The sequence below is a fragment of the Brevibacillus sp. HB1.1 genome (assembly GCF_013332445.1).
GTDB lineage: Bacteria > Bacillota > Bacilli > Brevibacillales > Brevibacillaceae > Brevibacillus > Brevibacillus porteri.
Genome location: NZ_JABMIV010000004.1, coordinates 341,901 through 355,261, shown reverse-complemented (window position 1 = coordinate 355,261; position 13,361 = coordinate 341,901). Strand labels below are relative to the sequence as shown.

The 13,361-nt window shown below is 49.2% G+C and carries 11 protein-coding genes; 6 read left to right on the top strand and 5 right to left on the bottom strand.

Annotated features, from left to right (window positions below):
• Positions 1-24: 24 nt before the first annotated feature.
• Genes HPY27_RS14180 through HPY27_RS14160 form a run of 5 tightly spaced genes read left to right on the top strand, consistent with a single transcriptional unit; the run spans position 25 to position 5,743 of the window.
• Positions 25-2,130: a BglG family transcription antiterminator gene (locus tag HPY27_RS14180; RefSeq protein WP_174225273.1), complete on the top strand. Its 2,106-nt coding sequence runs from the start codon at positions 25-27 to the stop codon at positions 2,128-2,130.
• Complete coding sequence (locus tag HPY27_RS14175; RefSeq protein ID WP_017252529.1) at positions 2,127-2,561, top strand: PTS mannitol transporter subunit IIA; 435 nt, start codon at positions 2,127-2,129, stop codon at positions 2,559-2,561. The genes HPY27_RS14180 and HPY27_RS14175 overlap by 4 nt, the downstream gene beginning before the upstream one ends.
• A gap of 6 nt (positions 2,562-2,567) precedes the next feature.
• The gene (locus tag HPY27_RS14170) at positions 2,568-3,728 is read left to right on the top strand and encodes a mannitol-1-phosphate 5-dehydrogenase (protein WP_017252528.1); all 1,161 of its coding nucleotides are present in this window, start codon (positions 2,568-2,570) and stop codon (positions 3,726-3,728) included.
• Between the two features lie 17 nt (positions 3,729-3,745).
• Entirely contained in the window at positions 3,746-5,467 is a 1,722-nt protein-coding gene (gene ptsP / locus HPY27_RS14165) for a phosphoenolpyruvate--protein phosphotransferase (RefSeq protein ID WP_174225272.1), read from the top strand.
• A gap of 18 nt (positions 5,468-5,485) precedes the next feature.
• Entirely contained in the window at positions 5,486-5,743 is a 258-nt protein-coding gene (locus tag HPY27_RS14160) for an HPr family phosphocarrier protein (RefSeq protein WP_017252526.1), read from the top strand.
• A 66-nt stretch (positions 5,744-5,809) separates the two neighbouring features.
• Here the strand turns inward: HPY27_RS14160 and HPY27_RS14155 are convergent, their stop codons facing one another.
• Positions 5,810-7,486 carry a sulfatase family protein gene (locus HPY27_RS14155; RefSeq protein ID WP_174225271.1) on the bottom strand — a complete coding sequence of 559 codons (1,677 nt, stop codon included), beginning with the start codon at positions 7,484-7,486 and terminating at the stop codon, positions 5,810-5,812.
• Positions 7,487-7,623: 137 nt separating this feature from the next.
• Positions 7,624-8,691, bottom strand: coding sequence for a YeiH family protein (locus tag HPY27_RS14150; RefSeq protein WP_017252524.1), 1,068 nt, complete (start codon positions 8,689-8,691; stop codon positions 7,624-7,626).
• Between the two features lie 128 nt (positions 8,692-8,819).
• Here HPY27_RS14150 and HPY27_RS14145 point away from each other — a divergent pair, with 128 nt between their 5' ends.
• On the top strand, positions 8,820-9,716 hold the full coding sequence (locus HPY27_RS14145; RefSeq protein WP_017252523.1) for a LysR family transcriptional regulator: 897 nt from the start codon (positions 8,820-8,822) through the stop codon (positions 9,714-9,716).
• Between the two features lie 46 nt (positions 9,717-9,762).
• Here HPY27_RS14145 and HPY27_RS14140 read toward each other — a convergent pair whose 3' ends face one another.
• From HPY27_RS14140 to HPY27_RS14130, 3 genes are all read right to left on the bottom strand, one after another.
• On the bottom strand, positions 9,763-11,319 hold the full coding sequence (locus HPY27_RS14140) for a sensor histidine kinase (RefSeq protein ID WP_017252522.1): 1,557 nt from the start codon (positions 11,317-11,319) through the stop codon (positions 9,763-9,765).
• Positions 11,309-11,986 (bottom strand): response regulator transcription factor, encoded by a 678-nt coding sequence (locus HPY27_RS14135; protein WP_017252521.1) that lies wholly within the window; start codon positions 11,984-11,986, stop codon positions 11,309-11,311. Before HPY27_RS14135 ends, HPY27_RS14140 begins: the two co-directional genes overlap by 11 nt.
• 206 nt (positions 11,987-12,192) lie before the next feature.
• Positions 12,193-13,062 (bottom strand): hypothetical protein, encoded by an 870-nt coding sequence (locus HPY27_RS14130; protein WP_174225270.1) that lies wholly within the window; start codon positions 13,060-13,062, stop codon positions 12,193-12,195.
• Positions 13,063-13,361: the final 299 nt, after the last annotated feature.

Below are 13,361 nucleotides of genomic sequence, written 5' to 3'. Positions count from 1 at the left end.
TGGCGTTAAGGAGGGAGCGAAGACATGCATGTATCCTCTCGACAGCGATCCATTATCGAGATTTTATTGAAGGAACAAAAAGGAGTTACCGTGGGTTCGATCGCCGAACAGGTTGGTGTAAGTGGTCGTACCGTTCACCGAGAATTGGATGCACTGACTTCCTTGTTTGATGAATTTGAACTGGAGCTGGTCAGAAAAACAGGTTCAGGTCTTGAAGTGGTGGGGACTGACGAGCAAAAGCGTGCACTCAGAATGTCTGTCCTGCATCACATGACGAAGGAATTCACCGCGCAGGAACGAAAGGCAATCATCCTGTGCGCACTCCTGGAGGCATCGGAGCCAGTCAAACTGATTTCGCTGGCGATCGATTTGAAAGTGACAACGGCAACCATCAGCCATGATCTGGATGATTTGGAGACGATGCTCGCTCGATACGATCTGTCACTCTTGCGAAAACGAGGGTATGGCGTGGAGTTGCAAGGTACAGAGTCGTCCAAGCGGCGGGCGATCAGCAGACTGATTGCCGAGCATCTGGACGATCACGAGCTGATTGGGATTATCAAAGAAAATATTCAAAACAAGGCACTGCGAGACATCGACTCGATTTCGGAACGGCTACTCGGTTTGATTGACCGGGAAAAGCTGATCAAGGTCGAAAATGCATTGAGCCATCTGGACGAGGAGCTTCCCTATCCTTTGGCAGACAGCGCCTATCTCGGATTGGTCACACATTTGGCATTGGCCATGGAACGGATTGAAAAAGGGGAAGGCATTCATTTTGACGAGAATACCCTCAGTGAATTGATTGGAACACCCGAGTACGAAATAGCCAGCAACATCATGGAGCGGCTAAAGCAGATTTTCCAAATGGAGATCCCAGCAGATGAGATCGGCTATATTACGATGCATTTGCGGGGGGCCAAGCTGCGGCATTCCCCGGATGACCAAGTATGGCCAGAAAATACAGAGCTCATGGTCATTACGAAACGCTTCATTCAAGCCTGCGAAGAACGCTTGGACATTCCGCTTGGCAATGACGCCTCGCTGTTCCATGGTCTGCTGACGCATTTGGAGCCAGCGTTGTACCGATTGCAGCGGAAGATGGAGATACGTAATCCGATTCTCGAGCAGATCAAGCAAAACTATCCAGAGCTGTTTGCTGTAACAAGTGAAGCGGTCCATACGATTTTGCCAGAGCTACAGGTTCCAGAGGAAGAGATCGGGTACCTAGTGATGCATCTAGGTGCGGCATTGGAGAGAACGCGCCATGAGCAGCAGTGGTACCGGGTATTGGTAGTATGCTCCAGCGGGATCGGCTCCTCCAAGATTTTGGCAACGCGTATTAAAAAAGAAATACCGGAGATCGTCAGCTTGAAAAATCTGTCCATGTTCGATCTGGAAGAGGTTCCGGCAACAGATTATGACTTGGTCATTTCCACCCTTCCCTTGCCGCTCGATCCAGCGGAATATGTCGTGGTCAGCCCGCTGCTTCCGCCAGACGATATCCAAAAAATTAAATATCAATTGCACACGACGAGTCAGAAACGATCCCATCAGGAGAAAAGTCAGCTGGTTCCCGCAGGACAGCAGTCCATCGAACAACTAAGGGCCATGCAATACTACGCTGCGTATGCCAATGAGCTTTACGATGGGCTATGGGGAATGAGATGGGATAATCGTGATCAGGGCATCGCCCAGCTTTTGGGACAAATCAGCATGAGGCTGAAAGAACGTGGAACGATCGAGGAGGTCGAACCGGTAGTCAAGCAGTTGATCGAGCGGGAAAAGCTCGGCGGTTTGGGGATTCCGGGAACATCCTTGGCCCTTTTCCACGGAAGAAATGAAGCGGTGAACAAGGCGTCTTTTACGTTTCACCAATTACGAGAGCCGGTCCTTCTTCGCTCGATGGATGAAGAAGTGATATCCATTGATATGCTTCTGCTCTTGTTAGGGCCGAAAGAAGTGCCGAAGGAAGGGCTGGAAGTACTCAGTGAGATCAGCTCCCTTTTGATTGAAGAAGACATGCAAGCGGTTTTGAAAACAGGAGAAACACAGCAAATTGCTGATTATATAGCAGGCAAAATGTATGCGTTTTGCCTTAAAAAGATAGGATTGGAGAGAACAAAATGAAAAACATACTGACAGCAGAAAAAATCATGTTGAATGCAAAGGTAGCCAATAAAGAAGAAGCGATCAGACTGGCAGGACAATTGCTTGTGCGTGCAGGCCATGTAACAGAGGCGTATCTAGAGAAAATGCAAGAGCGCGAGCAGTTGGCGACGACATACATCGGAAGCGGCGTAGCCATCCCGCACGGAACGAACGAATCCAAGGCAGAGATTCAATCTACCGGGATCTCCATCGTTCAGGTTCCAGGGGGCGTAGATTTTGGAGAGGGCAACACAGCTTATTTGCTGGTGGGCATTGCAGCTGTTGGAGACGAGCATCTGGAGGTGCTCTCGAACATCGCGATTCTTTGCTCCGAGGAGGAAAACGTCAAGCGGATTGTAAACGCGGCTTCGGCGCAAGAAATCATCACGATGTTCTCCGAGGAGGTGTAATTCCCTATGCTAGCTGTACATTTTGGAGCAGGTAACATTGGGCGAGGCTTTATCGGACAACTTTTGCAAAAGGCTGGCTATGAAATTGCGTTTGTGGATGTCAATGCGGCTTTGGTCGATGAGCTGAATGAGCGAAAAATGTATCGTGTGCAACTAGCAACAACAGGAAAACCGGAGTCGGTCGTGGAAGGAGTTCGAGCGATAAATGGTCAGGATGTAGCGGCGGTAGCTGAAGCGATCGCAACTGCCGATTTGGTTACGACGGCAGTGGGTCCCAACATTCTTCCGCATATTGCAGGGGCCATCGCAGCCGGCATTACCCGGAGACTTTCTGTTCATGCGAAGCCACTCAATGTGATTGCATGTGAAAACATGATTGGCGGCAGCGAGAAGCTGAAGGAGCATGTGTATGCGCATCTGACGGAATCGGTTCAAGCCGAGGCAGCACAATGGATCGGATTCCCCAATGCAGCGGTAGACCGGATCGTTCCTTTGCAGCAGCATGATGACAAGCTGCTGGTTATGGTTGAAACGTTTTTCGAATGGGTGGTAGATTCGTCGCAGATGGTTGGAGAAATCCCTTCCATAGAGGGCGTTACCTATGTGGAGGATCTTGCTCCGTACATCGAAAGAAAGCTGTTTACCGTCAACACAGGTCATGCGGTCATCGCGTACCTGGGGTATCAGCTGGGGATGAAAACGATTGATGAAGCGATGCGAGACGACCGGATTGTTCAGGCGACACGCGGGGCTCTCCAGGAGACAGGTGCACTGCTTTCTGCCAAGTACGGATTTGACCCGCAAGTGCATGGGCAGTATGTAGAAAAAATTCTCGGCAGATACACCAACCCGCTGCTGTCTGACGATATTGTTAGGGTGGCACGTTCGCCGATCCGCAAGCTGTCGCAGCATGATCGTTTAGTCGGCCCAGCGCTGCAATGCATGGAAAAAGGAATGAACCCAGAGCATTTGGGTCTGGCGATTGCAGCGGCACTGGCATTCGACTATCCCGAGGATGCGGAGTCCGCACGGATACAAGCAAGCCTGAAAGAGTTTGGATGGGAAAATACATTACACAATTGTACCGGCATTCCGGCAGGGCATCCTCTTGAGGAGATCGTGCGCGAACAGGCACGTAGATTGAAGGAATGGTCAGGTAGCCATTGAGAGAGGCTGGTGTTACGATGTCCCAAAAGATCACAGGTGTAAAAGCTTCAGCAGGTATAGCCATTGGTAAGGCGTTTTTACTGACAACGCCCGATTTACAGATTAATACCGTAGCGATTGAAGATCCGGCGAGTGAAATCCAACGTTTTCAAGAGGCATTGGCTCGAGCGAAAAATGATTTGGAGGACATCGTTCTGCGAGTGGAGCAGGAGATGGGCACGGACCATGCAGACATTTTCAAAGCTCACCTGCTCGTCTTGGAAGACCCGGAACTGGTCGATACCGTCAAAGATAAAATCTCAAACGAAAAGACAAACGCTGAAAGTGCCTTGAATGATGTCGCACAAGCATTCATCGGACTTTTCGAGCAAATGGACAACGAATACATGCGGGAGAGAGCAGCAGATATTCGTGACGTGACTAAGCGTGTACTTTCTTACTTACTCGGGGTACCATTTGCAGGACTCGGTGAGCTGACAGAGGAAGTGATCATTGTAGCGGATGATTTGACGCCTTCCGATACGGCCCAATTAGATCGTCGCTATGTCAAAGGCTTCGTTACGGACATTGGTGGACGAACCTCGCATTCTGCGATTATGGCACGTTCTCTGGAGATTCCTGCTGTTGTCGGAACACAAGGGATTACTCGTTCGGTTCAGCCCGCGACACTCGTCATTCTCGATGGGCATGAAGGGATCGCGATTATTGCCCCGAGTGAAGAAGAGATCGCTGTCTACAAACGCAAGCAAGCTGATTACGAAGCGCAAAAAGCCGAACTGGCGAAGCTTGTGAACGATAAAACGGTCACGTTGGACAATCATCATGTCGAGCTTGCCGCCAATATCGGAAGTCCTGAAGATGTCGCTGGGGCTATTGCCAATGGTGCTGAAGGTGTCGGGCTGTTCCGCACGGAGTTTCTGTACATGGGACGCAATGATTTTCCGACGGAAGAGGAACAGTACGTTGCGTACAAGCATGTGCTGGAGCATATGGGCGACCGCCCGGTGGTTATTCGCACATTGGACATTGGCGGGGACAAGCATCTCTCTTACTTGGCTTTGCCAGAAGAAATGAACCCGTTTCTTGGACATCGCGCCATCCGGCTGTGTCTCGACAACCAAGAACTGTTTCGTACACAGCTACGGGCACTATTGCGCGCAAGTGTACACGGCAATTTGAAAATCATGTTTCCGATGATTGCGACACTGGAGGAGTTCCGCCAGGCGAAAGCGATTCTGGAAGAAGAGAAAAAATCTTTGGTAAATCGCGGAGTTGTAGTATCCGATCAATACGAAGTGGGTATCATGATTGAGATCCCTGCTGCGGCACTGATGGCCGATCAATTTGCATGCGAAGTTGACTTTTTCAGCATTGGAACTAATGATTTAATTCAATACACAATGGCAGCCGACCGTATGAACGAGAAGGTCGCTTATCTCTACCAGCCTTATCACCCTGCCGTTTTGCGCTTGCTGTACAATGTCATTAAAGCAGGGCACGCGCAGAACAAATGGGTCGGCATGTGCGGGGAGATGGCGGGCGATCCGATCGCGATCCCGATTCTGTTGGGACTAGGTCTGGATGAATTTAGTATGAGTGCAGGGAGCATTTTGCCTGCGCGCCAACAGCTGAGTCGTTTGCGCGTAGAGGACGCAGCGAAACAGATTGATACGATTTTGCAAATGAGCACTTCTGCGCAAGTAGAGGCGTTCGTGAAGGAATGGCTGGAGAGAGTATAGCAAAGGAGGCATATCAGAATGGTAGAGAAAAAAATAGTGGTTCAATTGGCGCACGGCCTGCATGCACGTCCTGCTGCGAACTTTGTGAAGGTGGCCACGTCATTTTCAAGTGAAATTAAAATCATCAAAAATGAGAAAAATGTAAATGGCAAGAGCATCATGGGTATTATGGCAGCAGCGATTGGAAAAGGGGAAGAAATTACCCTGATTACGGATGGTGCCGATGAACAAGAAGCGATGACAGCATTGGAAAAAGCATTGACCGAACAGGAATAGTGAAGAGAAGAGAAATGATGAAAAGCCCCTCAAATTCGAGGGGTTTTTCTGTTGTTCCGGAAAAGTTCACGTAGACAGAAAATGTGCGAAAGGGTGAGAAAAGGGTGTCAATCGCTTTTGGGCTCGTTGTTCTTCTAAAAGCAGCTTCATTTTCAGGCGGATGCGCTCTGAGTGTGTGGTTTTGTAGAGGGGGATTACCAAATTCCGTGTTTCCAAAGGATCGTTCGTGAGATTGTACAATTCGTAATCAATCATGGTGGGGTTGTATACATCCTCGGCGAAATAGCGGGAGTATTTCCATAAAGCGCTGTGCCCGGCAGAATGCATGTAGGAGAGGACCGTTTCTATCCGATTCGGAGGAATGACAGGGTCATAGGGGTGGTGTTGCACGCTCACTTGATGCTGTCCTTTTGTCACATCGTCGTCCGTCATGAAGTAGATCGGTTCAGTGGAGATAGATTCCGTATCGTGAGACAAGATGATGGGAGTAAGATCACGACCGACAAGAGGTCGTACCTCGCTATGCGTGAAGGTCAGTTCCTCACCAAGCCTGTCTGTGTCTACTCCAGCCATACCGAGCAGTGTCGGAAGAATATCCACATGACTGGTTAACAGCTTTGTTGAGGTTGCGTGTGGAAAAAGGAGTGGGTTGTGGATAATGAGGGGAACGTGAATCGCCTCTTCATAGGCACAGTACCATTTTTGATGCAGCTTGCCGTGAGCCCCCAACAATTCGCCGTGATCGGATGTGAACACGACTAGTGTTTCGGGATAAAACGAGCTTGCGACGAGTGCTTCAAGAACACGCATGACTTCCCGATCGGCGTTTTTCTGGAGCTGATAGTACAGTCTTCGATAATGGGTTTGGTCCGAAATGGGCTGGAACGCTTGTGGATATACCTCCCGATAACTCGCTTGGCAGCGCGGTTTTGTCGCAAGGGATTCGTGCTGAGTAGGGGGCGGGGCAACAGCGGGAACGGACTTATCCACATGGAAGCGAAAAAACGGTGTGCCCGCAGAGATATCCCCATAGATGGCGATATCATGTGGATTGACGAAAGACGCCACGATCAGCCAAGGATGGTAGCTTTCAAAGGAGTTCTTCTCCTGGTCTAATGCATGGAGCAGCTCGATGACTTCACTGCTGTACACCACATCACGACCGTTTACGCCGATGGCTGCGGACGAACCGGAGTCGTGAGGCGCTATCCCCTGTGGTTCAGGCCCTATCCAACTGGAGAAGCCATAGCCGTCTAGCCGATCAGCAAGTAAGTATAAGCGCTCTTTATCCGGATCAGGAACTCCCGTTACAGGAATATAGCTGGGGATGGGAAAATGGGTACCCGGTACCCAAATGTCAGCATCGGATATATGCCACTTGCCTTTATAGAAACACCGATAGCCCGCTTGACGAAAAAAATTTCCTATCGTCGGAACGGTATTGGGATCGAGCCAGAACATGTCGCTGTCGGGAGATCGTTTAGCCACGCCGCTGGTCTGGGTGACGCCGTGCAAAGAGGGGTACTGACCGGTGAACAAGGTGGCTCTGCTTGGGCAACAGCCTGTGGAGCCGACGTAATGACGCTCGAACTCCAACCCATGCTCTCGCAAAAAAGCATGAGCATGGAGTGTTTCCTCACTCCATGCACGTATCGCAGGCCCTTCATAAACAGGGGGAAATCGTTCCTGATCCACAATGATAAATAAGATGTTCGGTCGTCTCCTCAACCATTTTCTCGACATATAGATCCCCCTCGGCAAAGATGTACACATCTTTATCAACATATGGGGATAATCTTTGTCCTTATCCACAAAAAAACTCGCCGATCATCAAGAAATCGGCGAATTCGAACCCGCATGTCTGGTTATCCACAATTTTTTTATACCAATGCAAAGGAGAGCACCGACAAAAGAATCGAGGTAATACTCATAGCAATCAGTGGGCGCGCCGCTTTTGTTCGAAGTGCCCGCAGATCGACATTTAGGCCAAGCCCGACCATCGCCATGGTGAGCACAAAGGTTGTAACATTGGCGACGCCATTATGGAACGCTTCTGAGACAGGAATCGTTGTACCGAGAATGTAGCTTCCAAAAACACTCATGGCGAGGAAGCCGATCAGGAACCAAGGGAATTCGATCTTGGTACCACTTTGTAACTTCCCGGAACGTTTCATCCAAACCATCAGGATAAAACAGAGCGGGACCAACAGAAGCACACGTCCCAATTTTGCCAGCAGTGCAATCGCTAGCCCATCTTGACCTGCCGGTGCAGCAGCCAATGCGACATGCGCAATCTCATGCAGACTAATTCCAGACCACATGCCGTATTCGACCGCGGACAGGGGAAGGAATGGACGCAAGATCGTGTAGGAAATAGCAAATAAGGTTCCGACGAGTGCGATCATTCCTACCCCAATGGCGGTATCTTCATCCTTGGCAGCAACGATAGGGGAGACGGCTGCTATCGCCGCTGCTCCACAGACGCCTGTACCGACTCCGAGCATAAGGGAGAGGGAAGTGTCTGCTTTCAGCCACTTGGCTATCAGCATCGTAACCGCGATGGCAAAAATAATAACACCAGCGTCATAGACGAGAAGCCCGAGGCCTTGATTCAAGACGACGTCGATATTGAGCTTAAGACCGTACAAAATAATAGCCAGACGCAGTAAGCGTTTGGCGGAAAATTGAATCCCTGATCGCAATGCTTCCGGATATCCACGAAAATGCCGGTATGCGACCGCGATCAGGATCGAACAGGCGAGGGGGCCAACTTGTTGAAAGCCAGGTATTTTTGCTAAGCCGTAGCCTGTCAGGGCGATGAAAAAAGTAAAAGCGATTCCAGCTATCCACAGCGAGAAGGATACAGGGTTGCTTTCGTTGTTTTTTGCGGGCTGTACACTGGCATTGCTTTCATTCAATGGCACGCTGCTTTTAATTGGAGTTGCCATTGCCATCACTCCTCGAAAAGTTTTACAAACTCAGCATACGGCAACTGTTATAATAAGAAAAATAAATCATTGCGATGATCATCATAAGTGAAATGAATGGTTAGTGGTGGAAAGGAGAGTGAAGGCAGTTGGATCAGCATTTGCTTGTGTTCGTGACCGTTGCAGACAGACAGAACTTTTCCCGAGCCGCAGAAGAGCTCCATATGACGCAGCCTGCCGTTAGCCAGTATATTCATGCGCTCGAGCGCACGATAGGGACAAAGCTCCTGGAGCGAAGCAACAAATATGTTCGCTTGAATAAAGCGGGGGAGATTGTCTATCATCACGCTCGGGAGATCTTGGGCTTGTACACGCGGATGCAGAGCCTCGTGGATGATTTGATGAATACACCAAGCGGGAATTTGACGATTGGCGCCAGCTACACATACGGAGAGTATGTGCTACCTCATGTCATTGCACGTCTTCGTCAGTATTACCCAATGATTACCCCGACGATTACGATTCACAATTCCACAGTCATTGCTGAGCTGGTGGCGAAGCGACAACTCGACGTCGGGATTGTTGAGGGGGAGTATGTGGACGAAAAAATGTGCGTGGAGCCGTTTGCTGATGATCGTATGTATTTGATTGCTTCGCCAGAGCATCGATTGGCCGGGCAGACAGAGGTCAGCATTGACGAACTAATGAAGGAAACGTGGATTGTGCGGGAAGAAGGGTCAGGCACGAGGGAAGCGGCTGAAAAAATGTTTCGCCAGCTGCAATTCACACCGCAAAAGCGAATGGAGTTCGGCAGTACACAGGTAATCAAGGAATCAGTGGAGGCTGGCCTGGGAATCAGCTTACTGTCTTATTGGGCCATACGCAAAGAACGTAAGCTCGGCACGCTCTGTACATTGAAGGTGACGGGGACACCGGTTACCCGTGATTTTTCGCTCGTCACGAAATCCGACGAGTTTCATACCAAAGCATTGGACATTTTCATGGATCTTATCCGCACGCATGTGCCGGAGGGTGCCCATACGTAAAAGAGGAAGCGGCACGAGCGGTACGTGCTGCTTCCTCTTTTTCATTTCAAGCGGACGAGTCTGGATGGGCGAGTGTAAGACGAAAGGTTGTTCCTTCTGGAGAAGTCTGGACCAATTCGACATTTCCACCGTGTGCCTTTGCCAATAGGCGGGAGATCGTCAAGCCCAGCCCCAGGCCTTGCTTCTTTTTGCGTTTGCTATCCCCACGATAGTACCGTTCGAAAATGAAAGGAACCTCTGACTCAGGAATTCCTTTTCCATTGTCAGTTACATCGATGAAGAGGAAGCTGCTTTGGTTGTGAACGTCGATCTTGATTTGCGTTGCGTTTGCGGCAGCGCTGTTCCCCAATAAATTGAGCAAAATTTGTTTGACATGTGATTCATCGCCGATCCATACGATTTCTTGTCCAGTCGGGTTAACTGTCACAGATACGTTGGCAAATGAGGGCAAGGTTTGCACCTGTGCGACTATCTGATCCAACGTACTGTCGATCTGAATGGACTGCTTCTCGACGAAAACTTCACCTGCTTCCATGGAGGAGAAATCGAGGAGGTCATTGACCATTGTCTGGAGTCGCTTGGCTTCGTCCATGCTGATTTGCATGAATTCATCCGCATCTGCACCTTTTACGACGCCGTCTTTCACCGCTTGAATCATTCCGCGAATCGAGGTGACAGGGGTACGCAGCTCATGGGAAACACCAGCCAAAAGGTCGGTGCGCATCCGCTCTAGTTGTCCAAGTCTTTTCGCCATTTCGTCAAAGGAATGAACCAGCTGACTGATTTCTGCTTCTTTGATTTTGGAGGAATTGGGCAAGGAAGGCGAATAATTCCCGCTGGATATTTGTTCTGCCGCTATTGCCAACTGCCGCAGGGGCTGTGTTAACGAGCGAGAAAGTACATAGACGATGGCCCAACCGCACAAAGTGATGATTCCGATAGAAACCATGATCGTGATATAAGTGTGAACCAAATCATTGTTAAGGGGGGTACTGACGTAATAGGTGCCTGCGACTGTATTGTGTTCATAGTAAGGGACACCCACACGCAGCCAGGTAGCTCCCTTTGTGGCAACAACCTCCCGTATTTCTTTAGTTTTGTCCACCGGTTGGGCAGGGGTAGGTAACTGCGCAATGGTAGCGGTCGTCGTCTGACTCACCATTTCCTTCTTGAACGTCTTGCCCGCATCATCGTAAATCTGTACCACGTGATCGATTGGGACAGTCGGCATGACTCGAAATGCGATCATGGCGGTATTGGCTGCGGGTGTTGCGGTGTAAGGAATAGCCGGAGACGCAGGGCCAGTCACAGCAGTGACAGCCTGATTGGAGATACCAACAGTTGTTTGTGCCAAATCCTCTATCTTTACAGGAGAAGTCGAGGTGTCCTTGGCAAGCAACACCTTGGTATACGAATCAGCGAGCAACTCTGTTCTTGCTTCCAATACCTGAAACTGTTGTTCTGTAGCTGCTTTGTTAATCCAATAGATGCCAAAAAAGCCAATGCCAAAAAGAATGACCGATAAAATCAAGGCATAGCGCCACGTCCAGTAACGCAAGAGCGGCACAGCAGTTCTAGTAGAAGTAGTTCGTTTAGTAAACACGCAGGCTATACCCCATTCCTCTGATTGTGCTGATTTCCCCTTCGGAAGTCGGCCACGGCAGCAAGCTTTTGCGCAAGCGCTTCACTGCGGTATCCACAGAGCGATCGCCCCCTTCAAAATCCATTCCCCACACCTGATCCAGCAACTGATCTCGGCTGAAGCATTGGTTCGGATGTCGCGCCAGGAAAACGAGCAGCTGCCAATCCCGTGGCATCAAGGCAAGGGGTGTTTTCCCGATCAAGGCATTTTGGGCAGTAACATCTATGGAAAGTGTCCCGAGTCTGATCGTATCTGCTTCGGCGATATAAGAGGAACGGCGGAGCACAGCTTGTACACGGGCGAGCACTTCTTCTGGATCAAATGGCTTGGCGATGTAATCATCTGCACCTTGTGCCAGCCCTTGGAGCTTGTCTGGCACGGTACCGCGCGCCGTGATGATAATGACAGGGCAACTGCCGTATTGGCGAATCTGATCGAGTATATTCAAGCCGTCATGATCGGGCAGCATCAGGTCAAGCAGGACAAGATCTGGTTTCCAGGAGAAAAAAGTCGGGATTGCCTCGTGATCACCCTCATTCCATTTTACCTCATAGCCCGCCCGTTCCAGGTAGACCTGGACAAGTCGGGCAATCGGCATTTCATCCTCGATGAGTAGAATTCGTTTCACGAAGAAACACCTCCTATCTATCTCAAGTCAATTTGTACTTATCATAGCAATGATAGACATCGTTTTGATTGACATCATTTGTAAAAAATGTTCTTGTTCAGTTGTTTAGCATAATGGAGTTATGTGTCCGTTAAATGGCGAAGGGCATAACTAAACCTCTGGCAGTTTCCTGTCAGAGGTTTTTGTGTGTGCTTGAAAGGCAACGCTTATTTTTTGATGGCAGCTACTGAGACTGTTGTACCTTTTGTGATCTTGCCTTCTTTTTCGAGCTGTTTGATCAATTCGTCAACGGTGATTCCTTTCTCTTTTGCCATTTGCTCCAAACTGATTGCAGGTTGAGTAAAGGAAGCTGCTTCACCAGTGGAGATCGCGCCTTCTTTTTCAAGCTGCTTGATCAACTCTTCCACAGAGATGCCTTTTTCTTTTGCTACTTCTTCCAGATTGATAGTTGTTGTCATGGAAACATTCGTTGCCAGTTTGCCTTCTTCTTTAAGCTGCTCGATCAACTCTTCTACGGAGATGCCTTTTTCTTTCGCCATTTCTTCCAGATTCATAGTAGAGTCCAGAGCGATGAATGCTCCGCCGTCCTTGTTTTCAGGATCGAGAGAAATGACTGCGAAGCCCGGAATGGTGCCGTCTGGGTTGCTGGTAGCTGTTGCTTTCGTCAGTTTGCCTTCTTTTTCAAGCTGCTTGATCAACTCTTCTACAGAGATCCCTTTTTCTTTCGCCATTTCATCTAGGTTGAACGTCTTAATGTTATCGCTGTTGGCATCGAATTTCATGAAGGAGAAGCTAGTTGTCAGATCGCCGTCTTTCGTGATAGTAGCTGCTCCTTTCGTCAGTTTGCCTTCTTTTTCAAGCTGCTTGATCAACTCTTCCACAGTGATGCCCTTTTCCTTTGCCATTTGCTCCAGGTTAAAAATCGGTTTTTGAAGAGCATCTGTACCATCTTTGGTCACCATTTTCAGTGGAGCAGAAGAACCAGTCGTCTTCGCTGGTTCATTTGCCGCAAACGCGGAACCTGCCATTGCGGATACTGCCAAAGCCATAACTGTCATTGCCATTTTCTTTTTCATTGTAAAATTCCTCCTTGGGGGTCTTTAGATTGTGGTGAGCCTTGCTTGCGGGCTTGCCCGTCTCGGCTACAACACAAATTTAACGTGGGTGTGTGTCCGTAATATGACCGGAATATGGAAAAGTGACGGAATGCCGAAAACGCTTGCATTTTTCTGTGCCTTGTTCTACATTAGAGACAGGTAAAAGACCACGTAAATAGCGTGTAATCTTCTACCCACAAGTGAATAATCAAAAGGCAAAGGTGCCCTTGAACACGGCTTATTTTTTCGTGTTTAGGCACCTTTTTTTACTTTTGATC

Coding starts and splice junctions, on each gene's coding strand:
- HPY27_RS14130 (WP_174225270.1), bottom strand. CDS start 13,062: ATGAAAAAGAAAATGGCAATGACAGTTATGGCTTTGGCAGTATCCGCA.
- HPY27_RS14160 (WP_017252526.1), top strand. CDS start 5,486: ATGGTAGAGAAAAAAATAGTGGTTCAATTGGCGCACGGCCTGCATGCA.
- HPY27_RS14180 (WP_174225273.1), top strand. CDS start 25: ATGCATGTATCCTCTCGACAGCGATCCATTATCGAGATTTTATTGAAG.
- HPY27_RS14175 (WP_017252529.1), top strand. CDS start 2,127: ATGAAAAACATACTGACAGCAGAAAAAATCATGTTGAATGCAAAGGTA.
- HPY27_RS14150 (WP_017252524.1), bottom strand. CDS start 8,691: ATGGCAACTCCAATTAAAAGCAGCGTGCCATTGAATGAAAGCAATGCC.
- ptsP (WP_174225272.1), top strand. CDS start 3,746: ATGTCCCAAAAGATCACAGGTGTAAAAGCTTCAGCAGGTATAGCCATT.
- HPY27_RS14170 (WP_017252528.1), top strand. CDS start 2,568: ATGCTAGCTGTACATTTTGGAGCAGGTAACATTGGGCGAGGCTTTATC.
- HPY27_RS14155 (WP_174225271.1), bottom strand. CDS start 7,486: ATGTCGAGAAAATGGTTGAGGAGACGACCGAACATCTTATTTATCATT.